Source organism: Solicola gregarius, assembly GCF_025790165.1.
In the GTDB taxonomy this organism is placed as follows: domain Bacteria; phylum Actinomycetota; class Actinomycetes; order Propionibacteriales; family Nocardioidaceae; genus Solicola; species Solicola gregarius.
Genome location: NZ_CP094970.1, coordinates 44868 through 66843 on the forward strand (window position 1 = coordinate 44868; position 21976 = coordinate 66843).

At 69.5% G+C, this 21976-nt stretch carries 22 protein-coding genes; 14 read left to right on the top strand and 8 right to left on the bottom strand.

What is annotated here, in order from left to right:
* The first annotated feature begins 38 nt into the window (after positions 1–38).
* The 5 genes from L0C25_RS00195 to pucD are packed head-to-tail and all read left to right on the top strand — an operon-like array spanning position 39 to position 5028.
* Complete coding sequence (locus L0C25_RS00195; RefSeq protein WP_271634360.1) at positions 39–911, top strand: FAD binding domain-containing protein; 873 nt, start codon at positions 39–41, stop codon at positions 909–911.
* Positions 908–1381: a (2Fe-2S)-binding protein gene (locus L0C25_RS00200; RefSeq protein ID WP_271634361.1), complete on the top strand. Its 474-nt coding sequence runs from the start codon at positions 908–910 to the stop codon at positions 1379–1381. The genes L0C25_RS00195 and L0C25_RS00200 overlap by 4 nt, the downstream gene beginning before the upstream one ends.
* Entirely contained in the window at positions 1378–2574 is a 1197-nt protein-coding gene (locus L0C25_RS00205) for an 8-oxoguanine deaminase (RefSeq protein WP_271634362.1), read from the top strand. Before L0C25_RS00200 ends, L0C25_RS00205 begins: the two co-directional genes overlap by 4 nt.
* Positions 2474–2737, top strand: a complete 264-nt coding sequence (locus tag L0C25_RS00210) for a hypothetical protein (protein ID WP_333908602.1) — start codon at positions 2474–2476, stop codon at positions 2735–2737. The genes L0C25_RS00205 and L0C25_RS00210 overlap by 101 nt, the downstream gene beginning before the upstream one ends.
* Positions 2734–5028, top strand: coding sequence for a xanthine dehydrogenase subunit D (gene pucD, locus L0C25_RS00215; protein ID WP_271634363.1), 2295 nt, complete (start codon positions 2734–2736; stop codon positions 5026–5028). Before L0C25_RS00210 ends, pucD begins: the two co-directional genes overlap by 4 nt.
* A gap of 58 nt (positions 5029–5086) precedes the next feature.
* Here pucD and L0C25_RS00220 read toward each other — a convergent pair whose 3' ends face one another.
* The 4 genes from L0C25_RS00220 to L0C25_RS00235 form a co-directional block, all read right to left on the bottom strand.
* On the bottom strand, positions 5087–5629 hold the full coding sequence (locus L0C25_RS00220; protein ID WP_271634364.1) for a DUF4189 domain-containing protein: 543 nt from the start codon (positions 5627–5629) through the stop codon (positions 5087–5089).
* An 85-nt stretch (positions 5630–5714) separates the two neighbouring features.
* On the bottom strand, positions 5715–6287 hold the full coding sequence (locus tag L0C25_RS00225) for a DUF1707 SHOCT-like domain-containing protein (protein ID WP_271634365.1): 573 nt from the start codon (positions 6285–6287) through the stop codon (positions 5715–5717).
* On the bottom strand, positions 6284–6949 hold the full coding sequence (locus tag L0C25_RS00230; protein WP_271634366.1) for a hypothetical protein: 666 nt from the start codon (positions 6947–6949) through the stop codon (positions 6284–6286). The genes L0C25_RS00225 and L0C25_RS00230 overlap by 4 nt, the downstream gene beginning before the upstream one ends.
* A gap of 11 nt (positions 6950–6960) precedes the next feature.
* A complete protein-coding gene (locus tag L0C25_RS00235; RefSeq protein WP_271634367.1) occupies positions 6961–7917 on the bottom strand; it encodes an oxygenase MpaB family protein in 957 nt (318 codons plus the stop codon).
* 47 nt (positions 7918–7964) lie between these two features.
* Here L0C25_RS00235 and L0C25_RS00240 point away from each other — a divergent pair, with 47 nt between their 5' ends.
* Entirely contained in the window at positions 7965–8561 is a 597-nt protein-coding gene (locus L0C25_RS00240) for a TetR/AcrR family transcriptional regulator (protein WP_271634368.1), read from the top strand.
* 3 nt (positions 8562–8564) lie between these two features.
* On the opposite strand, the gene L0C25_RS00245 is transcribed toward L0C25_RS00240, so the two are convergent.
* Positions 8565–9161 (bottom strand): DUF6318 family protein, encoded by a 597-nt coding sequence (locus L0C25_RS00245; RefSeq protein WP_271634369.1) that lies wholly within the window; start codon positions 9159–9161, stop codon positions 8565–8567.
* A 120-nt stretch (positions 9162–9281) separates the two neighbouring features.
* On the opposite strand from L0C25_RS00245, the gene ligD reads away from it, so the two are divergent.
* Positions 9282–10163 (top strand): non-homologous end-joining DNA ligase, encoded by an 882-nt coding sequence (ligD, locus tag L0C25_RS00250; RefSeq protein WP_271634370.1) that lies wholly within the window; start codon positions 9282–9284, stop codon positions 10161–10163.
* An 81-nt stretch (positions 10164–10244) separates the two neighbouring features.
* Here the strand turns inward: ligD and L0C25_RS00255 are convergent, their stop codons facing one another.
* The gene (locus L0C25_RS00255) at positions 10245–10862 is read right to left on the bottom strand and encodes a TetR family transcriptional regulator (RefSeq protein WP_271634371.1); all 618 of its coding nucleotides are present in this window, start codon (positions 10860–10862) and stop codon (positions 10245–10247) included.
* A 148-nt stretch (positions 10863–11010) separates the two neighbouring features.
* Between L0C25_RS00255 and L0C25_RS00260 the strand changes: the two genes are divergently transcribed.
* From L0C25_RS00260 to L0C25_RS00275, 4 genes are all read left to right on the top strand, one after another.
* The gene (locus tag L0C25_RS00260) at positions 11011–12120 is read left to right on the top strand and encodes a ferredoxin reductase (protein ID WP_271634372.1); all 1110 of its coding nucleotides are present in this window, start codon (positions 11011–11013) and stop codon (positions 12118–12120) included.
* Between the two features lie 43 nt (positions 12121–12163).
* On the top strand, positions 12164–13291 hold the full coding sequence (locus L0C25_RS00265; protein WP_271634373.1) for a fatty acid desaturase family protein: 1128 nt from the start codon (positions 12164–12166) through the stop codon (positions 13289–13291).
* Positions 13292–13436: 145 nt separating this feature from the next.
* Positions 13437–15716, top strand: a complete 2280-nt coding sequence (locus tag L0C25_RS00270; RefSeq protein WP_271634374.1) for a molybdopterin cofactor-binding domain-containing protein — start codon at positions 13437–13439, stop codon at positions 15714–15716.
* Positions 15717–15726: 10 nt separating this feature from the next.
* Entirely contained in the window at positions 15727–16203 is a 477-nt protein-coding gene (locus L0C25_RS00275) for a (2Fe-2S)-binding protein (RefSeq protein ID WP_271634375.1), read from the top strand.
* Positions 16204–16265: 62 nt separating this feature from the next.
* Here the strand turns inward: L0C25_RS00275 and L0C25_RS00280 are convergent, their stop codons facing one another.
* Complete coding sequence (locus tag L0C25_RS00280) at positions 16266–17186, bottom strand: NAD-dependent epimerase/dehydratase family protein (protein WP_271634376.1); 921 nt, start codon at positions 17184–17186, stop codon at positions 16266–16268.
* Positions 17187–17322: 136 nt separating this feature from the next.
* Between L0C25_RS00280 and L0C25_RS00285 the strand changes: the two genes are divergently transcribed.
* From L0C25_RS00285 to L0C25_RS00295, 3 genes are all read left to right on the top strand, one after another.
* Positions 17323–18033 (top strand): TetR/AcrR family transcriptional regulator, encoded by a 711-nt coding sequence (locus L0C25_RS00285; RefSeq protein WP_271634377.1) that lies wholly within the window; start codon positions 17323–17325, stop codon positions 18031–18033.
* Between the two features lie 89 nt (positions 18034–18122).
* Positions 18123–18335, top strand: coding sequence for a hypothetical protein (locus L0C25_RS00290; protein WP_271634378.1), 213 nt, complete (start codon positions 18123–18125; stop codon positions 18333–18335).
* Between the two features lie 312 nt (positions 18336–18647).
* Entirely contained in the window at positions 18648–18908 is a 261-nt protein-coding gene (locus L0C25_RS00295) for a WhiB family transcriptional regulator (RefSeq protein WP_333908603.1), read from the top strand.
* A 10-nt stretch (positions 18909–18918) separates the two neighbouring features.
* On the opposite strand, the gene L0C25_RS00300 is transcribed toward L0C25_RS00295, so the two are convergent.
* Positions 18919–21897, bottom strand: coding sequence for a bifunctional [glutamine synthetase] adenylyltransferase/[glutamine synthetase]-adenylyl-L-tyrosine phosphorylase (locus L0C25_RS00300; protein WP_271634380.1), 2979 nt, complete (start codon positions 21895–21897; stop codon positions 18919–18921).
* Between the last annotated feature and the right edge of the window lie 79 nt (positions 21898–21976).

A 21976-nucleotide genomic window follows, 5' to 3' on the forward strand; every position in this document is an offset into this window, starting at 1 on the left:
GCGACGGTGTACTTGCCCCACGACGAGGAGGTCGCGAAATGGACTTCGCATGCCCGCGTACGTGGGCCGAAGCCCTCGAAGTGCAGGCGCAAGAACCCGACACGGTGCCGATCTGCGGGGGCACCGACGTCATGGTCGACGTCAACTTCGACCGGCGACGTCCCGCCGCGCTCCTCGACCTCACGCGCGTACGCGACCTGCAGGGCTGGAGCCATCGCGACGGACGCATCGTCCTCGGCGCCGGCGTCACGTACGCCCGGGTGATCGACGAGCTCGGCGACCGGTTGCCCGGCCTCGCGATGGCCGCGCGCACCGTCGGCTCGCCGCAGATCCGCAACCGCGGCACGGTCGGCGGCAATCTCGGCGCGGCCTCCCCTGCCGGCGACTCGCATCCGCCGCTGCTCGCGACCGAAACGGTCGTCGTCGCCGAGTCGGTGCGCGGCGCCCGCCGGATCGAGATCGCCGACTTCTACACCGGCGTGAAGCGCAACGCACTCGAGCCCGATGAGCTGATCCGCGAGATCGAGGTCGAGGTCGCCGGCGGTCCGCAGCAGTTCAGCAAGATCGGGCCCCGCAACGCGATGGTGATCGCCGTCGCCGGCTTCGCGCTCGCGTTGCACCCCGACGTACGCCGGGTCGGCACCGGCCTCGGCTCGGCGTCCCCGACGCCTCGGCGGGCCGCCGAAGCCGAGGTCTTCGTGGCGGCCGAGTTCGACGAGCGCGGCCTGTGGGAGTCGCGATCCGAGCTCCCGGAGTCGGTGGCAGAGGAGTTCGGCCGCCGGGTCGGGCTGGCCACTGAGCCCATCGACGACGTACGCGGCAGCGCGGCGTACCGCAAGCATGCGATCTCGGTGCTTGCCCGGCGTGCCCTGACCTGGGCGTGGAGCGACTACCGGAGGCACCGCCTATGAGGGTCACGACAACCGTCAACGGCCAGCGCGTCGAGCTCGACGACGTGTGGGAGGGCGAGAGCCTGATGTACGCGCTGCGCGAGCGTGCCGGTCTCCCAGGGTCGAAGAACGCCTGTGAGCAAGGCGAGTGCGGCTCGTGCACTGTCTACCTCGACGGCGTACCCGTCTGCTCGTGCCTTGTCGCGGCGGGCCAGTCCGAGGGCCGCGACATCACGACGGTCGAAGGTCTCGCGAGCAAGACCGACCTGCATGGCGTGCAGCAGGCGTTTCTCGACGCCGGCGCCGTCCAGTGTGGCTTCTGTACGCCCGGGCTGCTGATCGCAGCGCACGACCTGATCGCCCGCGTCCCGGAGCCGAGCGATCCCGACATCCGCGAGGCGCTCGCGGGCAACCTGTGCCGCTGCACCGGGTACGAGAAGATCATGGACGCCGTGCATCTGGCGGCCGACCGCGCAGGTGCCCGGCCATGACGCTGGTCATCGAGGGCGCGTACATCGCGACGGTCGACTCCGACAGCACCGAGCACCCGACCGGCCACGTCGTCGTCGACGGCAACCGGATCACGGCCGTCGGATCGGGCCCGGCGCCCGCCGACGTACGTGCGGAATCACAGATCTTCGACGGAACGGGTTGCCTCGTCACGCCCGGTTTCGTCAACACTCATCACCATCTGTACCAGTGGGTCACGCGTGGCCATGCCGTCGACGACCCGTTGTTCGAGTGGCTCACCGAGCTCTACCCCGTGTGGGCGGGCATCGACGAGCGCGCCGTCAACGTCGCCGCGTCCGCCGGCCTTGCCTGGCTCGCGCGTACCGGCTGCACGACGAGCACCGATCACCACTACGTGTTCCCGCGCGAGGGCGGTGACGTCTTCGCGGCCGAGGTCGCGGCCGCGCGTACGGTCGGCCTGCGGTTCCACCCGACCCGCGGCTCGATGGACCTCGGCAGGAGCCGTGGCGGACTCCCGCCCGACGACGTCGTCGAGGGCCGCGACGCGATCCTGCAGGCGACCAGCGCGACCATCGACCGGTGGCACGACCCGTCGGCCGACTCGATGCTCCGGGTCGCGGTCGCGCCGTGCTCGCCGTTCTCCGTGACCGCCGTGCTGATGAAGGAGTCGGCCACGCTGGCGCGCGACAAGGGCGTACTCCTGCACACCCACCTCGCCGAGACGGCCGACGAGGACGCCTACTGTCGCGAGCGATTCGACTGCTCGCCGCTCGAGTACGTCGAGGACCTCGGCTGGTCGGGCGAGGACGTCTGGTACGCGCACGGCATCTGGTTCGACGATGCGGAGATCGCGCGCATCGGGCGCTCGCGTACCGGTATCGCACACTGTCCGTCCTCCAACGCACGGCTCGGGGCCGGAATCGCCCGCGCGCGCGACCTGCGCGACGCGGGGGCTCGGGTGGGGCTCGGGGTCGACGGTGCGGCAAGTAACGAGGCGAGCAGCCTCGTAGAGGAGCTGCGGCATGCCGTGCTCTTCGCTCGCGCTCGCGGTGGGCCCCAGGCGCTCGCCGTACGCGAGGCCCTCGAGATGGCGACCAACGGGGGGGGCCGCCATTCTCGGACGCACCGACGACCTCGGCTCGATCGAGGCAGGCAAGCTCGCCGACCTCGCCGTGTGGCGGCTGGACACGATCGCCCATGCCGACATCGATGATCCGATCGCCGCCCTGGTGCTCGGTGCCGCGCCGCCGCTGGAGCTGCTCCTCGTCGACGGGCGCCCGGTCGTCGAGCGCGATCGCGTGGTCACGGCCGATGAGGAGACTCTCGCGCGGGAGGCCGATGCCGTACATCGCGAGCTCTTGAGGAAGGCGCCATGACAGCCACGCCGACCGCATCGCCGCCGCGCTCGCGTACCGAGGGCGGTGTCGGCGACAGCGCCGTACGCCCGGACGGCACCCTCAAGGTCACCGGCGAGTTCGCATACGGCTCCGACCTCTGGATGGACGGCATGCTGTGGGGCGTCACGCTGCGCAGCCCCCACCCGTACGCTCGGATCGTCTCGCTCGACATCGCCCCGGCGCTCGCGATGCCCGGTGTGTACGCCGTGCTGACCCACGAGGACGTGCCGGGGCGCAACCGCGTCGGTCTCGAGTTCGACGACCAGCCGGTGTTGGCCGACGACGTCGTGCGCTACCAGGGCGAGCCGGTCGCCCTCGTCGCCGCCGATCACCCGGAGACCGCCCGCCGGGCGGCAGACCGGATCGCCGTCACGTACGACGTGCTCGACCCGGTAACCGACGCCGAGGCGGCGCTCGATCCCGCCTCCCCCGCGCTGCGTCCCGACGGCAACGTCGTACGCCATCTCAAGCTCCGTAAAGGCGAACCCGATCCGACTGCGCCGATCGTCGTGAGCGTCGACTTCGAGGTCGGCATGCAGGACCAGGCCTTCCTCGGTCCCGAGTCGGGGCTCGCGATGCCCGCCGAGGACGGCGGAGTCGAGCTCTACGTCGCCACCCAGTGGCTGCACGTCGACCAGCGCCAGATCTGCGCCGCGCTGGGTCTGCCCGCCGACAAGGTACGCCTGAGCCTGGCCGGTGTCGGCGGCGCGTTCGGCGGGCGCGAGGACCTCTCGATGCATGTGCACGCGTGCCTGCTGGCGATGCACACCGGCAAGCCGGTGAAGATGGTCTACAACCGCGAGGAGTCGTTCTTCGGCCACGTGCACCGGCACCCGGCGACGATGTCGTACGAGTTCGGCGCCGACCGCGACGGGCGGCTGGTCTACGGTCGCTCGCGCATCCTCCTCGACGGCGGCGCGTACGCCTCGTCGACCGCCGCGGTCGTCGGCAACGCGGGCACTCTCGGGATGGGGCCGTACCGCTTCCCGAGCGTGCACGTCGACTGCTACGGCGTCTACACCAACAACCCGCCGTGCGGGGCGATGCGCGGTTTCGGGTGCGTGCAGGCGGCGTTCGCGCACGAGGCGTTGATGGACGAGCTCGCGGCAAAGGTGGGCCTGTCGCCGGTCGAGATCAGGACGCTCAACGGCATGCGCGAAGGCGACGAGAACATCACCGGCCAGCTCATCGACTCGGCGGCACCGTGCGAGGAGCTCATCGGCCGAGTGGCGGCGATGCCGATGCCGGAGGCGATCGGCGCGACTCCCGACCTGAGGTCGCTTCCGGGCGGCGTCGCGAACACCACGCACGGCGAGGGCGTGGTCCGCGGTGTCGGGTACGCGCTGACGTACAAGAATGTCGGGTTCTCGGAGGGGTTCGACGACTATTCGACGGCACGGGTCCGGCTCGAGGCGGTCGCGGGCGAGCCCGTCGCGACCGTGCACACGGCCGCCGCAGAGGTGGGCCAGGGGCTGGTCACCGTGCAGCAGCAGATCTGTCGTACCGAGCTCGGCGTCGAACGGGTCGTCGTACAGGCGCAGGACACCAGCGTCGGCTCGGCCGGCTCGACCTCGGCGTCGCGGCAGACGTACGTCACGGGCGGAGCGGTCAAGGCGGCGTCCGAGGCGGTACGCGCGCGGGTGCTCGAGCGGGCCGCGCAGTCGACCGGTGAGCCTGCCGACAGTCTTCGGTTGGAGGGCGGCAAGGTCGTCGGCGCGCACCTCGTCACCGATCTCGTCGACCTGCTCGATACCGCCGTCGAGGAGACCGTCGAGTGGCGGCACCGCGCGACGTACCCGATCGACCCGGAGACCGGGCAGGGAGATGCCCACGTGCAGTATGCGTTCTCGGCACACCGCGCCGTCGTCGACGTCGATACCGACCTCGGCCTGGTCAAGGTGGTCGCGCTCGACACGGCACAGGACGTCGGCACCGCCGTCAATCCCGATGCGGTGATCGGGCAGATCCAGGGCGGCGCGACGCAGGGCATGGGGCTCGCGCTGATGGAGGAGATCGTCGTACGCGACGGGCTGATCGCGAACCCGTCGTTCACGGACTACCTGATCCCCACCATCCTCGACACCCCGCCGATGCGCATCGAGCTACTGGAGAACCCCGATCCGCACGCTCCGTACGGCGTGCGCGGCGTCGGCGAACCGCCGACGATCTCCTCGGGCCCCGCGGTCGCCGCGGCGATCCGGGCTGCCACCGGGTTGCCGGTGCACCGCGTACCGATCAGGCCGGAGCACCTCGCCCTCCCCTCGACCTAAGAGGCCGCGGCTCGCTGGTGGAACGAATCGACCTTTGACCGTCCGCGGCGCGACTCGGTCACCACTGACCGAAGCGCTCCTGGCCGCCGGTTCGGTACCGCGTGCTGCGGTCGGTGCCCACCCAGGTCCAGTACTTGCGTCTGCCGGGGCCGACGAGCCGGCTGCGGGCGCGCTTGCGCGCGGCGGTCTCGCCGTAGCGAACACCGCTGGCCCAGTCCCTGGCGCGGCCGTTGACCATCCGGTACGCGACGGCGAGCCAGCCGTTCCGTACCCAGCCCGCCTTCGTACACCCGGCCGCGCTGCCCTTGCTCTCGCACCGCCGTTGAGCCGTGCGGACGGCCCGCTTCTTCGTCATCTTGTTGATCGCCAACGCCGATTTGCCATTGATCGTGTCGATCGAGGCCGCGCTGAAGCAGCGTCGGTGCTTCCGCCAGCACTTCGCGTGACCGGCCCGATCCGGCCCGCCGTCGCTGGCGGCGGTGGTTGTCGGTGTTCCGGCAGGCCTCGCGGCCGCGGGCCCGGCGGAAAGGAGGCCGACGGTGAGCAGCGCCGCGACAGCGGTAGTGGTCAGCATGCGCAACATGGGTCCGAGAGACGGCATGGACTCTCCTCGAGATCGGACGGGTCTGGCTTTGGACGGTCCGACCATAGCCTCAGGGAGGGCCGCGCCCAGCGGGTCTGCTCGCTCAGCCGCCGAACCGCAGCGGGTAGCCGACCCGCACGCGTCCGCCCGTATGTGACCCGGTGATCCGGAACCGCGGTGCGTTCTTCTGCGGGACCGACGCGGCACTGTTGCTCAATGACCCGACCGACATCGTGAGCTGCTCGGTGTCGACCGATGCGCCTTTCGGCACGATGATCCGGATCGACGTCCACGACGTGTCGAGCGCGATCTCGACGTCGGGATGCACGATGAGCGCGTGCGAGAAGTCGAGCCGGGTCGCACCGAACTTGCCGGTGACGACGACGCGCCGGGGCACCTTCCATCGCCCCCGGCGAACGATGCGCACGCCGGTCTGGCGGATCTCCATCGTCTCCGCGTACGAGACCGCCTCACCGACCTGGTCGAGCGGCAGGTCTTTGACGAGTGGTTCGATCTCGCCATACGTACGAGCGACGTAGACCGCGTCGAGCCGGCGCTCCAGCTCCTGGATGTCGAGGCGGCCGTGTCCGGCGGCGAGTCGCAGCCGCTCGGCGGCGTGGTCACGGTCCGCGTCGGTGACCCGCGTACTTCGATACCGATCCCTCGACTCGCTCATTCGTCGAGGCTACCGGGCACGGGCGAGCGGGTCGCAGGTCCGGCGGCGCTCGGATGCCACCCCGGCTCGTACCCCTGCGCCAGCGCCGCGACCGAGGTAGGCGGGGTGAGTACGTCGACCTGGCCCGTCGGCCGCTCCCCCGGGCGCTGCCAGCCGGAGAACCCGAACGCCAGCGAGCGTCCGCCGCGGACCACCCGCGCAACCCCCTCGTCGACGTAGACGACTCCGTCGGGTAGCCCGGCCGCATCGGCGCGCCAGAGTCTGCGATCTCCCGCGCGATCGAGCCCCCGCCCGCGGCGCAGGCGCTCGTCGGCGAGCAGGCCGTTGAGCACGCCGGCGGTGCACGTCCGTGCGTACGCCGTGCCGACCGCCTCGCGGTAGCTCTCGTACGCCGCGCGGCGGCACAACCCGCATGGTCGATGACCGGCGGCGAGTGCCACAACCTCGTCCAAGAAGAAGATCGGCGTCCATCGGCTCGGTCGCGCGAGGTCGACGCGCCATCCGCGGTAGCTGGTCAGGCAGGTGATCCAGAGGTTGCCGCGATGGTGTCGTACGACCTGCTCGGTGTCGTCGACGAGGCAGCCGCGGTTGCCGGTGAACATGCCTCGCTCCGGCGTTGCGTGGAGGTCGCCCCAGGGGTCGACTCGGTTGCGGCGCGGCATGGCGCCCATCGTCACACGTCGGGGCTGTAGTGGCGCGGGTCGTCGCGGTGCTCGGGCGGCGGCAGGTTGCGCTGCGGCGTGTGTACGAGCGGCGCATCGGCCGCGCGGCGGCCCGTCGACATGTCCAGGCCCGCGCGGGCGCGCGGATGCTTCCGGTACCGCCGCGGCACGAGCGCGAAGACCGCGTTGACGGCCTGGCCGACGCGTCGGTGACGACGGGCGTCGCGCTCGGTCCAGGTGTACCCGAGCAGCTCGCGTACCGGTTCGTCGTACATGCCGATCGTCAACCATACAAAGGATCTCTCGATCAGCGGGCGTACGCGCAGCCACACGGACCGCGGCAGCCACGGCGCAAAAGGCGGTACGTCGAGCGTCGACAGGTCGAGCACGTCGCGGGTCGCCACGTTGTCCTCGAGCACGTCGGTGCACATGCGCTTCCAGTACGCCTGGAACTCCTCCCACGACTCGGGCACCGGCCGCATGCTCATGCCGTAGCGCCGGTACCACTCGATGTGCTCGTCGAAGAGCCCGCGCTTCTCGTCCTCGGTGAGCCCGCCCATGAAGTGGTCCGCGGTCAGGATCGTGCCCATGAAGAACGTCGCATGCGCCCAGTAGAACGTCTCCGGGTCGAGCGCGTGGTAGCGCCGACCACGCTTGTCGACGCCCTTGATCTGGTTGTGATAGCCGCGCACCTCCGCCGCGGTCTGGGCCGACCGCTCACCGTCGAAGACCACGCCGCCGATCGGGTACAGCGAGCGCAGCAGCCGCTCCCAGCGTTCCTCGAAGAACCGCGAGTGCTCCTCGACGGCCGCGCCGAGGCCGGGATGCATGTTCTGCATCGACCCTGCCCACAGGCCCTGCAGCAGACCGCGCCAGTCTCCGAAGTACCGCCAGGTCAGCGATTCGGGACCGAGCCGAGGTGGCCCACCTTGCTCTCGCGCACCGGTGCTGGCAGAGTGACAACGCACGTTGTCACTCTAGGCGGCGCACACCAGCGGGTCAACGAAGGGACGTCATGGCCGACCGCCCCGGCACCTGGGCCGGCACCGCACTCACCGATCGACGTACGGCCCGACGCGAGGTCCTGCTCGAGGCCGGCGTCGTGGCGCTCGGAGCCGCCGACGCCCGGCCACTGACCGTACGAGGCGTGTGCCGCGACGCCGGGTTGACCGAGCGACACTTCTACGACGCGTTCGGCGACCGCGACTCGTTCGTACGCGCGGTGTACGACAACGTCTCGGCCCGGGCCGGTGGGGTTCTCGCCGCGGCATCGGAGGCGTCTCCTTCGGGTACGCGCGCCGCACGCGCACCGGTCGAGGCGTTCGTCGACCTGATGCTCGACGAGCCGGCCGTCGGCCGCGTACTGCTGCTGTCGCCGACGACCGAGCCGGCGCTCGGTGCTCGGGGCACGGCCCGCGCGCTCGAGTTCGTCGCCCTCGTACGTTCCCGTCTACCGCCGAACGCGCGGGCGAGCGATGCCGAGCTCGCGGCACTCGCCATCGTCGGAGCACTGTCCGGGCTGCTGATGGCGTACCTGTCGGGTGCCGTCGACGTCGACCGCGCGGCGTTCACCGAGCACTGTGTCGACGTCGTGCTCTCGCTCGGTGCCTGACCGCTAGAACTTCTCTTTCATCCCGGTGATCTGCCAGCCGTCGTCGGTGGGTTCGAGATCGATCGTCCAGGTGTACGAGACGGGCTCGATATGCTGCGTCTTCTTGTCCTTGGCGATCTTGAAGGTGGTCGACGTGTCGGCCTTCAGCTTGGCGACGGCCTGCGTCGTGTCGCCCTCACCGGTCGCGTTCACGTCGAGGAGCCGGAAGAAGTCGCCGTCGAATGACCCACCGTTGCTGTACACGTCGTCGTACACGGCGGGGAACTGCTGGCAGTAGTCGCACTCGACCGCCGCGTCGTGCAGCGGTTTGGTGTCGCCGGATTCTGCCGCGTAGTTGACCAGGTCGACGAAGTAGCCGACGTACGCCTCCGCACCCGCCGCATCGTCCTTCTCCGCCGCAGCGGGCGGCTTGGGCGCGTTCGACGCCTTCGAAGCACCGGGTGCGGTCGAACCCGTTGCCGGCGAGTCGGACGTCGGCGAGTCACTCGTCGGCCCCGACGCGCCCGAGCCGGACTCGTCGTCGGAGCCCGAGTCGCATCCCGCGACGGCGGCCGCGGCGACCAGAATCCACGCGGCCGTGCTGAGAAGGTGACGGCGCATGCCCGAGGAGCCTCCAGAATCGGTTGGTTGTCCACCGTAACGCCGGTGGTCGACCTCGATCACGACCGGGGATCGCGCGGCGCGCCGGTCGCCCGGGCAGCGTACGTGCAAGAGTTACCTATGCCCAGCGGTAGCAACCACCTCGAGCTGGACGGCAAGCAGGTCCGGCTCAGCAACCTCGACAAGGTGCTGTATCCCGACGACGGCACCACGAAGTTCGACGTGATCCAGCACTACCTCACCGTCGCCGACGTGATCCTGCCGCAGCTGGCGGGCCGCCCGGCGACCCGCAAGCGTTGGCCGGACGGCGTGGAGAGCAAGCCGTTCTTCGAGAAGAACCTCCCGCGCGGCACCCCCGATTGGGTACGCCGGGTCGAGATCGCGTCACCGGGCAGCAGCAAGGACCGTACGCACGTCACGTACCCGGTCATCGAGAACCGCGCCGGCCTCGCGTGGGTGGCGAACCTCGCGGCGCTCGAGCTGCACACCCCGCAATGGTCGGTCGGGCCGCGCGACGGCATCCACGACGCGGACCGGCTGGTGATCGACCTCGACCCGGGCGCGCCGGCGGGTCTGCCGGAGTGCGTTGAGGTGGCGCGACTGATCCGCGAGCGGCTCGGCGACGACGATCTCGACGCGATACCGGTGACGAGCGGCAGCAAGGGCATGCAGCTGTACGCTCCGCTCCCGACGTCGCGGCCGCCGATGGAGCTGCGGGAGTACGCGTACGAGCTCGCGACGTCGCTGGAGAGCGACCACCCCGAGCTGGTCGTCTCCAACATGAAGAAGGCGCAGCGCGGCGGCAAGATCCTGCTCGACTGGAGTCAGAACAACCCCGCGAAGACCACCATCACGCCGTACTCGCTGCGCGGCCGGCAGCGGGCCTGGGTGGCGACCCCGCGATCGTGGGACGAGCTCGACGACCCCGAGTCGCTGCGCCAGGTGCACCACACCGAGATCCCCGATCGCCTCGAGACGTACGGCGACCTGATGACCACCTAGACCCCGCTGGGCCGCACGTTTCAGTCCCGAAATCGCCGAAACCGGGGCCGATGTGTGCGGCCCAGCGGGGCGACGGGGCGGCTACTGGGACTTCCAGTCCTTGAAGCCGATCGCGATCAGGCGCATCTGCCGTTTCGCCTGCTCGGCCACCTTCTGCTCGAGGTCCGGGCGCCCGGGCGGCACCTCGACGATGTCCTCGGCGGTGCCCACCATGTTGTTCACGAACAGCTTCGCCACCATCTGCACGTCGGCCGGAGTCCAGTCCTCGATGTACGGGAAGCGCGCCAGGTCGACCGCCAGCTCGCTGACGAACAGCTCGAGCTCATGCCGAATGGCGTCGCGTACCTCGGCGACACCCCCGAACCGCTCGCGGGCGATGAACGCGAAGTGTTCGGGTCGCTCCTTGACCACCCGCACCAGGATCTCCGCAGAGGTCGCGATCACGTCGTCGAACGTACGCGGGTCGCGCCTCGCCTCGCGGGTCATCGCGCGCAGGGTCTCGAACGACTCGCCGACGAGCGCCAACCCCAGCTCGTGCATGCTCGCGAAGTGCCGATAGAAGGCGGTCGGCACGATGCCCGACGCGCGCGTCACCTGGCGCAGGCTGAGCCCGCCGAAGCCGTATTCGCCGGTGAGCTGGAGCGCAGCGTCCAGAATCACCCGACGGGTGCGCTCCTTCTGCTCCTGGCGGGTACGCATGGCCGACACCCTATCGATCCCCCAATTCTCGCTACACTTGTTCACTCGACGACGTGATGCGGGTCGCACTGCCCCACGTACGTTTGACCGCAGCCCGATCACTCGGCAGTATTCTCAGTGTACAAATGTTCACTGTCGGAGGTGCGAAGTGGCGCGGACCCGCTCCACGCGCGGACTAGCGCGTCGGCTGCTCGCGTCGTCGTTCGTCGATTCGCTGACGACTCCGCACAGCATCGACCGGTTCCTCGAGCATGTCCACCCCATGCTCACCGTCCACGACGTACGCGCGCGCGTCGTCGAGGTCACCCACGAGACCGGCCTCGCCAGCACGGTGGTGCTCGAGCCGAACGACGCCTGGGACCACTTCACCCCCGGCCAACACGTGCAGTTCGGCGTCGAGGTCGACGGCAAGCGCCGGATCCGCTGCTTCTCGGTCTCGAGCTCGGCGTACCGCGACGACGGCCGGTTCAGCGTGACGGTCAAGGTCCACCCCGACGGCTACGTCTCCCAGTTCCTCCGCCACGAGCTGCGCGCCGGGACACTCGTGCACCTGTCCCGCGCGGAGGGCGAGTTCGTCCTGCCCGCGACCGTGCCGGACGACCTGCTGCTGATCAGCGGCGGCAGCGGCGTCACGCCGGTCATGTCGATGCTGCGCAGCCTCCGCGACGGCGGCCACTCGCGGCCGGTGACCTTCCTGCACTACGCGCGTACGCGCGACGACGAGATCTTCGCGGCCGAGCTGGACGAGATCGAGGCGAGCTGCCCGTGGGTCACGATGGTGCGCGTCTACACCCGGACACCGCGCGGCCAAGACATCGAGGGACGCTTCAATGTCGACCACCTCAAGCACCTCGGCCACGATCCGGCCGACACACCGACGTACGTCTGCGGACCGGCCGGCCTGATTGCGGTCGTCCGCGACGCGTACGACGAGGCCGGCGCGGCCGAGCGCCTGCAGCTCGAGTACTTCAAGGTACCGACGATCGACCTCGACGCCGCAGACGCGACCGGCACGCTCACCCTGGACGACAGCAACCAGGAGGTCGACAACAGCGGCAACACCATCCTCGAGCAGGCCGAGGCGGCCGGCCTCACCCCGGAGTTCGGATGCCGCATGGGCATCTGTCACAAGTGCACTACCCGCAAGAAGTTCGGCGCCGTCCGCAATGTGATCTCGGGAGAGGTACGCGCCGACACCGATGAGGAGATCACCATCTGCAACAACGTCCCCGTCGGCGACGTCTCCGTGGCGCTCTGACTCCCCGGCACCGCCACCGCCCACCACCATCAGGAGCCGAAGAATGAGCCTCGCCACCGACCACAACATGGCCCCCGCGCCCCTCGTCGCCGAAGACGACCGCCGCGCGACGATCGGCCTCGAGTACATGACGTACGAGGACCTCGAGGAGTTCGGCCGCGAGCTCGACGAGCTCCGCCAGGAGATCCTCGACGACCTCGGCCAGGAGGACGCCGACTACATCCGCCGGGTGATCAAGGTGCAGCGTGGCCTCGAGGTCGCGGGCCGCGGGCTGCTGTACTTCCCGTTCATCCCGCCCCTGTGGCTGCTCGGCGTCGGATCCCTGTCGTTGTCGAAGATCCTCGACAACATGGAGATCGGCCACAACGTCATGCACGGCCAGTACGACTGGATGAACGACCCGTCGCTGAACTCCAAGAGGTACGAGTGGGACATCGTCGACCCCGCCTCGAACTGGCAGTACCAGCACAACTTCCTGCACCACACGTACACGAACATCCACGGCAAGGACCGCGACATCGGGTACGGCCTGCTGCGCATCGACGAGGACCAGGAGTGGTCGCCGTACTACCTCGGCAACCCGCTGTACGCGTTCGTGCTGATGTTCATCTTCGAGTACGGCGTGATGTTGCACGACCTGGACGTCGACCGCGCGAAGGAGGGCCACGAGACCTGGGCCGAGTTCCGTGAGCGCAACCGCCCGGCGCTCCGCAAGGCCGGGCGCCAGCTCGCCAAGGACTACCTGATCTTCCCGGCGCTGTCCGGTCCGTTCTTCCTGTCGACGCTCGCCGGGAACGCGATCGCCAACGTCACCCGCAACGTCTGGGCGTTCTGCGTGATCTTCTGCGGTCACTTCCCGGCCGACGTCGAGACGTTCCAGCAGCAGGACGCCGAGAACGAGACCCGCGGCCAGTGGTACCTGCGCCAGCTCCTCGGCTCGGCGAACATCTCCGGCTCGAAGCTGTTCCATCTGATGACCGGCAACCTGAGCCACCAGATCGAGCACCACATCTTCCCCGACATCCCGTCGCGCCGTTACCCGCAGGTCGCGGAGAAGGTGCGCGACATGTGCGAGCGGTACGGCCTGAAGTACAACACCGGGCCGTTGAGCAGGCAGCTCGGCAGCGTCGCGAAGAAGATCGTGAAGCTCGCGCTCCCGCCGCGCAAGTAGACGGCGTAGGGCTCCGCCGGCGCCGGATTTCGGCGCGCGTTCGGGTCTATGTGGCATCGGTTGACACCTATTGGACCGATGCCACATAGACCCGAACGCGGCGCACCTGCCGTTACCTTCTGGTAACCGTGTCGTTGAACCCTCTATGACGCTCCCCCGGCGAACGTTCCTCGGGTACGTGCTCGGCGCGTCGACCCTCGTGGCCGCCGCCGACCTCGGACTCGCATCCACCGCCCGCGCGGAGATCCCCTCCGCGCCGCAACCGCCCGAGCTGTACGACCTCAACGACCTGCTGACGGACGCGGCGACGCCGACCGCCAACCTGATCACGGTCCGGATCAACACCGACGGCACGGCGTCGTTCGCGCTGCCCCGCGCGGAGGTCGGCCAAGGCATCACCACGTCGACGGCGATGTTGATCGCCGAGGAGCTCGAGCTACCGGTCGACAAGGTGCGGGTCACCCTCGCCGATGCCAGGCCCGAGCTGCTGTTCAACCAGCTGACCGGCGGGTCGAACACCACGATCTCGACGTTCACGCCGATCCGGGTCGCCGCGGCGATCGCCCGGCACGCCCTCCTCGAGGCGGCCGCGATCGTGCTCGGTGACACCGTCGACCGCCTGACCACCAAGTTGGGCGTGATCGAGGCGCCCAACGGCACCAGCATCACGTACGGCGAGCTCGCGAATGCCGCGGCATCCGGCAAGACCCGACGCGTCGAGGTCGAGCTCAAGCCCCGCGACGAGTTCAGCGTCATCGGCACCAGCCAGAATCGCCTCGACGCACGCGACGCCGTGACCGGGCGTAAGCGGTTCACCATGGACCTCGATGTACCCGATGCGCTGCCCGCGATGATCTGCCGTGCCCCGACGCTCAACGGCACGCCCAGCTATGTCCACAACCAGCGCGAGGTCGAGGCGATGCCGGGCGTCACCGACGTCGCGGTCGTACCCACCGGCGTCGCAGTACGCGCGCGCACGTTCGGCCAGTGCATCGACGCCGTACGCGCGCTGCGGGTCGACTGGCGTGGAGGCACCGCCGTCGGCAAGTCCGACCGTACGGTTCACCGCGAGCTCAAGGCGGCCGAGCTTCCGCTCGTCGTACCCGACGTCGACCCGCTCGCGCGAACCGTCGACGCGGAGTTCACGTTCTACTTCCGCAGCAACAGTGCGCTCGAGACGAACTGCGCCATCGCCGACGTACGTCCCGGAAGCGCGGAGATCTGGTCGGGGATGAAGTCGCCGATCGTCGCGCAGGAGGAGATCGCGGCGATGCTCGGGCTGCTCCCCACGGCCGTGACCGCACACGTCGTCGAGGGCGGCGGCTCGTTCGGGCGCAAGCTGTTCCACGACGCCGCGATCGAGGCCGCGCAGGTGTCGAAGGCGATGGGCAAGCCCGTCAAGCTGATGTGGCATCGCACCGACGACTCGCGGGCCGGCCGCGCGCACCCGATGGCCACGTCGCGCATCCGGGCAACGCATCTGCTCGGCAACGTCCTCACCTTCGAGCAGCGCCACACCAGCGTGAAGACCGATTTCGGCCACGGCGTCGGCGAGATCATCACCGCGCTGGCGGCGCGGCTGCCGGTCGGCGATCTCGGGTTCAGCGAGACGATCTTCACCCTGACCCAGGAGGTGCCGTACAACTTCGGCGTGGTCGATCAGCTGCTGAGCGAGGTCGACGGCGGCTTCAACACCGGCAGCATGCGCAACATCTACTCCCCCGACGTGTGCACGGCGCGCGAGCTCACCGTCGACCTGCTCGCCCGCAAACTCCGCAAGGACGCGTACGAGTTCCGCCGCGAGTTCGCCAAGAACAAGCGGCTGCGCACGGTGCTCGACACGGCCGCCGAGGCCGGCGACTGGGGCCGCTCGATGCCGGCGAACACCGCACAGGGCATCGCGGTGCACAAGGAGTACAAGGGCCTCAACGCCGCGCTCGTCGAGATCGACTGCCGCCCGGAGACCGTCGACCGCGACATCCGGGACGGCGTCGGCGGACCCCGGGTGACCAAGGTCGTGATGGCCGTCGACGTCGGCCTCGCGATCAACCCGCGCGGGCTCGAGGCGCAGATGCAGGGCGGCATCATGGACGGCATCGCGCTGGCCCTGACGTCGAGTCTGCACCTCGACACCGGACACTTCCTCGAGGGCAGCTGGGACGACTACTTCTACACCCGGCAGTGGAACGTGCCGCCCGAGGTCGAGGTGATCGTGGTCGACTCCGGCGTCGAGCAGCCGGGCGGCGCCGGAGAGTTCGGCGTCGCGTCGACCTTCGCGGCGGTTGCCTGTGCGTACGCCCGGGCGACCGGCCGGGTGCCGTCCCATTTCCCGATCAACCACCGCGACCCGCTCGCGTTCGAGCCCAAGCCGACGATGCCGCCGATCCCGCAGTCGCCGACCGACGGCCTCGAGCACACGTACTGAGGAGGGGCAGATGCCTACCCAGACCTTCCGGCTCAACGGCGAAGACGTATCGGTCGACGTCGAGGACGACGTCCGCCTGCTCTGGGTGCTGCGCGACATCCTTGGTGTCACCGGCCCGAAGTACGGCTGCGGCATCAACGTCTGCAAGGCGTGCACGTCCCACATCAACGGCAAGGCGTTCAACCCGTGCTCGGTACGCGTCGGCGACATCGCCGATGACGACGAGGTGACGACGATCGAGGGCCTCGCCGACACCGTCGACGGCGACCTGCATCCGATGCAGGAGGCCTGGCTCGACATCGATGTCGCGCAATGCGGCTACTGCCAGCCCGGGCAGATCATGGCGGCGGTCGCCAAGGTACGGCAGGCGCAGTCCGAGGGGCGCGCGATCGCCGACACCGACCTCGACGAGATCCGCAACATCTGCCGATGCGGCACCTACCACCGCATTCGGGAGGCGATCAAGGCCGGCGCCGAGCGGATGTGAGGCGCGCTCAGCCTTCTGGTCGCGCTCGTCGAGCCGCTCGTCCCTCGCTCTCTCCTCGCAGCTCAGCCGGCCGCGGTACGCCGGCACACCTCGTCCCACGGCGTCGGTTCGAGCCCGTACCTCTCCTCGGCCGCCGACGAGTCGAGTACGTACGGCCGGGTGAACATGTAGCTCATATCCATCAGCTCGCGCACCATCGGGTTGAACCGGCCGATGAGGCGCATCGTGCGCATCGGGAACGGCTTCACCGGTACGGGGCGCTTGCCGACGGCAGCCAAGACGTCGCCGAGGGCCTCGCTCTGGGTACGCGGCGCATTCGTCGGCGCATGCCAGACCCGACCCCAGGCATCGGCGTCGTCGGCGACCGCGGCGAGCGTACGCGCCATGTCGAGCACGTCGGTCCAGGAATGCGGCAGGTCCGGGTCGCCGATCACCCGAACGCCCTTACCCGCCAGCGCCCGCGGGAGGTTGCGTGAGACATGTCCGTTCTTGCCGACACCCGTACCTACGTAGTCCGAGCCCCGCACCTCGACGACGCGCGCCTCACCCGCACGATGGGCGTCGAGCGCATCTGCCCACATCCCCGCGCGGATCAGGCCCTTCTTGTCCGTCGCGGCATCCGGGAGGTCCTCGACCATCGGCACGTCGACCGGTCCGTACGGATACAGGCTCGCGGCCGTCACCAGTACCGCTCCGGTCTTGCGCGCGGCACCCAGCAACGACGCCGCCAGCGGCGGCCACACGGCCTGCCAGGTCGTGTAGTCGCCGGGATTTGCGCAGTTGTAGAGGGCGACCGCGCCGTCGGTCAGCCGCGCCAGGCCGTCGCCGTCGGATGCGTCGGCGGCCACCCGGCTCACGTTCCGCGCTTCGACCCCGCGCCCCGAACGGGTTACGACGGTGACCTGCTTGTCCGCCGCCGCCAGCACGGTCGCGAGCTCGGTTCCCACCGGTCCCGCTCCGACGATCACGTGTTTGTCGCTCATTTCCGCTCCTCAGGGTTTCGATGTTCAATACGAGAGCACTGATCTTGGTTGAGAGCATGGCACACGTTTCGACATTGAACAAGAGCACTGCTCGCAACTCTTGCCGCTGCTCTCATCTTGGGGCACCATGGCACGCATGACTACTGCTCCGTCCGCGCCTCGTACGGCTCGCGCGATCGCCCGCGAGCAGCTCACCCGCGCGATCCTCGATAGCGCCCGGCAGCAGCTTGCGAAGGTCGGTCCCGGCCAGCTCTCCCTGCGCGCCGTGGCCCGCGAGCTCGGCATGGCGTCGTCCGCGGTGTACCGGTACTTCGCGTCCCGCGACGAACTGCTCACCGCGCTCATCATCGAGGCCTACGACGAGCTCGGTACCGCGACAGAACGTGCCGACGCGGGCGTGACCCGACGCTCGTCGTACGCGCTGCGCTGGGAGGAGGCGTGTCACGCCATCCGCGCCTGGGCAGTCGCGCATCCGCACGACTATGCGCTTCTCTACGGCTCACCCGTGCCCGGCTACGCGGCGCCGACCGACACCATCACTCCGGCCTTTCGCGTCACCCGCGTCATCACCGGCATCATGATCGACGCCTCTGCGGCCGGCGTACGCCCTGCGGCACCGCAGGTCCCGGTGTCGCGCCGGGCGCACAGCACGATCGCCGGGCTTCGGGAGCTCGCCGAGGGCGCCCTCGACGACGCGGCGGCACTCGCAATCCTGCGGGCCTGGTCCGTCGTGATCGGCACGTTGACTCTCGAGCTGTTCGGACACATCGTCGGCGCCGTCGACGACTACGACGCGTACTTCGAGCACGTCGTCAAGCAGCTCGGGGTCGACCTGGGACTCCGCTGAGCCCATTCGCTCGGGTACCAACAGGTAGGGCGCGAACGTGCTCAGCGGTGCGACCCGCTACCTCCGGCTCGATTGGTATCGTTGGCGCCATGGCGATCAGTCGACATGAGATCAACAAGGACGTGCTGCAGCAGTCCGCCGAGGCGGCGACCCACACGGCCGCCGAGGTCGGGTCGATTCTGGTCAATGCCGTCCGCGACATCACCAGCTCCGTTGGCGATCTGGCCACCGAACTTTTCGAGATCCGCGAAGCAGCGGCGCGCGCCGAAAACGACAACCCTCCCGAAAACAGAAACGACTAGGTCGTGTCTGCTTATGCCACGTCGATCAGTGAGCGGGTCTCCGCGCCCGATCGGTCCCCCAGCCGCAAGGCGGCCGGGAGGTGCCCCCATTCGCGCGGGAGCGACGTTGTAGTCGATTCTCCTTCGAGCGACCGTAACGGAGCCGGGCGGGATGCGGAGGCACGCGAGCCGGCGGGGCATAGGCAGACACGGCCTAGTTAAAAGTCATTCTCCCGTAGGGTCTTGCACCTTGCTTGAGGTCTGAGTAAGTTCATGGTTACCTCAACACGCGGGGAGGAGGCCATTCTCATGGCCAGCATTGCGCGATTGCCGATGCCACTCATTGAGGTGTACGAGTGGCAGTACGAAGGCGCTTGCACAGAAGCCGATCCGGAGACGTTCTTTTCTCCCGAATCCGAGCGAGGTCCGCGAAGACACTCTCGGGAAGCCGTCGCGAAGAGCTTTTGTGCGCGATGTCCGGTGGTCAATGAATGTCTCGAGCACGCGCTTTCAGTACGCGAGCCGTACGGCGTATGGGGAGGGCTAACGATCGGAGAACGCAACAACCTGCTGACGCGTCGTCAGGCCGTTTAGCGTTCGCCGATTAACCCCAGAAGATTCGCTCGACGACGGCCCGGGCGTGTCGAGTGACGCGACGGTAGTCGTCGATCATCGGCTCGCTCTCGTCGCCATAGCCGAGCATAAACGCGACGCCGGCCCGGTCGTCGGCGTGCGTCGGCAGCGAGTCCGACGCCTTCGAGCGCACCAGCACGATGGCGTTGCGCGCGCGGCTGGCGAGGCGCCAGGCGGCCTCGAGCGCATCCGCGTCCGCGGCGTCGATCAGACCGGCGTCGCGGGCCGCGTACAGCGCGGGCAGCGTTTGCGGCGTCCGTAGCCCGTCGACGCGGTACGCGTGCTGCATCTGCATCAGCTGCACGGTCCATTCGACGTCGGCGAGACCGCCGCGCCCGAGCTTGAGGTGCAGTGCCGGGTCGGCGCCGCGCGGCAGGCGCTCGGAGTCGACGCGGGCCTTGATCCGCCGGACCTCGCTCACGGCGTCGTCGCTGATGCCGCCGTCCGGCCAGCGCAACGGGTCGATCAGGGCGCGGAAGTCGGCGCAGAGCCTCTCGTCGCCGATCGTGACGGACGCGCGAAGCAACGCCTGCGCCTCCCATACGGCAGACCAGCGGTCGTAGTACGCCCGGTACGACGCCAGCGTCCGCAGCAGCGGGCCTTGGCGTCCCTCGGGACGCAGGTCGGCATCGAGACCGACCCCCGGGTCGTCGCCGGGCGACGACAGCAGGTCGCGTACTCGCTGAATGACGCCCGTCGCGAGCTCGTGCGCGCGCGTCGGATCGGCGTCGGGATCGGGGTCGTGCACGAACATCACATCGGCGTCGCTGCCGTACCCCGTCTCGCCCCCACCGAGTCGGCCCATCGCGATGATCGCGATGCGGGTCGGCAGCGGACCGCCGTGCCCGCTCTCGGCAGCCGCGACGCACGCGTTGAGCGCGGCCGAGAGCGTCGCCGTGGTGATCGCCGTCAGCGCGGTGCCGACGGCCTCGATATCGAGCCGGCCGAGCACGTCCGCGATGCCGACGCGGGAGAGCTCCTTGCGTCGCAGCCTGCGGATGGAGCGGATCGCGTCGGCCGGGTCTGCGTAACGCCGTGCCGCGGTGTCCATCTCCTTGCGCAGCCGTTCGACCGAGCGCGGTACGAGGTCGTCGGTCTCGCCCAGCAGCGCGACCGCCTCGGGCGCACGAAGGATCAGTCCGGTGACGTACGTACTCGACGCGAGGATCGTCGCGAGCTGCTCGGCACCCTCGCCCTCGTCGCGCAGCTTGCGGAGGTACCACGGCGTCGTACCCAGCGCATCGGACACCTTCCGGAACGCGAGCAGCCCGGCGTCCGGGTCGGGTGCCTCCGCGAACCACGCGAGCATGGCGGGCAGCAGCTGTCGCTGGATCGCCGCCCGGCGTGATACGCCGCGGGTGAGCGCCTGCAGGTGGGCGAGCGCGCCCTTGGGGTCGTCGTACCCGAGCGCGACAAGGCGCTGCTCGGCGGCATCGGGTGTGAGCCGCAGCCCCTCGCGCGGCAACGCCGCGACGGTCTCGAGGAGGGGTCGGTAGAAGATCTTCTGGTGGAGCCGCTGGACCTCGCGGGTGTTGGCACGCCAGATTCGGCGGACGTCGCTGACGGGGTTCTGGCGCAGCTCGAGACTCCGCCCGATGCGGCGCAGGTCGACCTCGTCGGCGGGCATCATGTGCGTGCGGCGTAGCCCGTACAACTGGACGCGGTGCTCGAGCAGGCGCAGGAAGATGTACGCCTCGGCGAATGCCGCGCCGTCCTCACGGCCGACGTACCCGCCCTGGATGAGCGCGTACAGCGCCGACAGCGTGTTGCCGCTGCGCAGCGACTGGTCGGAGCGGCCGTGCACGAGCTGCAGCAGCTGGACGGCGAACTCGACGTCGCGCAGACCGCCGGGTCCGAGCTTGAGCTCGCGCTCGATCAGGTCGGGCGGGATGTGGTCGATGACGCGCCTGCGCATGGCACGTACGTCGCGTACGAAGTGGTCGCGGGTGCTCGCCTGCCACACCATCGGCAGGATCGCGTCGACGTACGCCTGACCGAGGTCGTCGTCGCCGGCGACCGGCCGCGCCTTGAGCAGCGCCTGGAACTCCCAGGTGCTCGCCCATCGCTCGTAGTACGTGACGTGGCTCTGCAGCGTACGGACGAGCGGGCCGGCCTTGCCCTCGGGGCGTAGCGCCGCGTCGACCTCCCAGATCGTGCCCTCGCCGGTGTGCTGGGAGCAGATCTGCATCATCATCGCGGCGATCCGGCTCGCGGCCCGCAGCGCCGTCTCGTCGTCGGTGCCGTCGGTCGGCTCGTACACGAAGACCACGTCGACGTCGCTGATGTAGTTGAGCTCGCCGCCGCCGCACTTGCCGAGTGCGATGACGGCGATCGTGCACGCGTCGCGGTCGTCGCCGAGTGCGCCGCGGGCGATGGCCAGCGCGGCACTCAGCGTCGCGGCCGCGAGGTCGGCTAGTTCACCGCTGGACTCCTCGAACCTGGTGGTGCCGATCAGGTCGCGGGCGGCGATCTGCAGCAGCAGCCGGTGGTACTCGACCCGCAGCGCGTCGATCGCCGCGGTGGTGTCCATCGCGGAGACCACCAGATCGGAGCCGGGGTCGGTGCCGGTCGCCGTCAGCAGCGCCGTACGAAGCTGCCCGTGGGAGACAAAGCTTTCGGTGAAGTGCTCGTCGGTCAATGCCGAGCGCTGCTCCGGATGGTGGTTGAGGAACTCGCCGAGCGCACGACTGGTGCCGAGTACGGCCGTCAGCCTGGCGTTGAGGTCGGCGTCCGCCGCGAGCGCGGCGACCGGGTCGTCGGCCGAGCGCTCCGCGATCCCCACCAGCGATGCGAGCGCGAGGTCGGGGTCGGCCGCGCGAGACCATTCGATGACCAGCTCCTCGGTGACCTGGTCGCCGAGGAGATCCAGCTGCGCGAGCGCGTCCGCGGGTGCCTGGAAGCCGAGCCGGCTGAGGCGGCCCGCGGTCAGGCCGTGCGTGGTGGTGGTCACGGGATGGAGCGTAGTGCAGACGGTGGACGTCGCTTCACCATGCCACCATGGTGTAGCGACGCCCGGCCGGCGCGGCCAT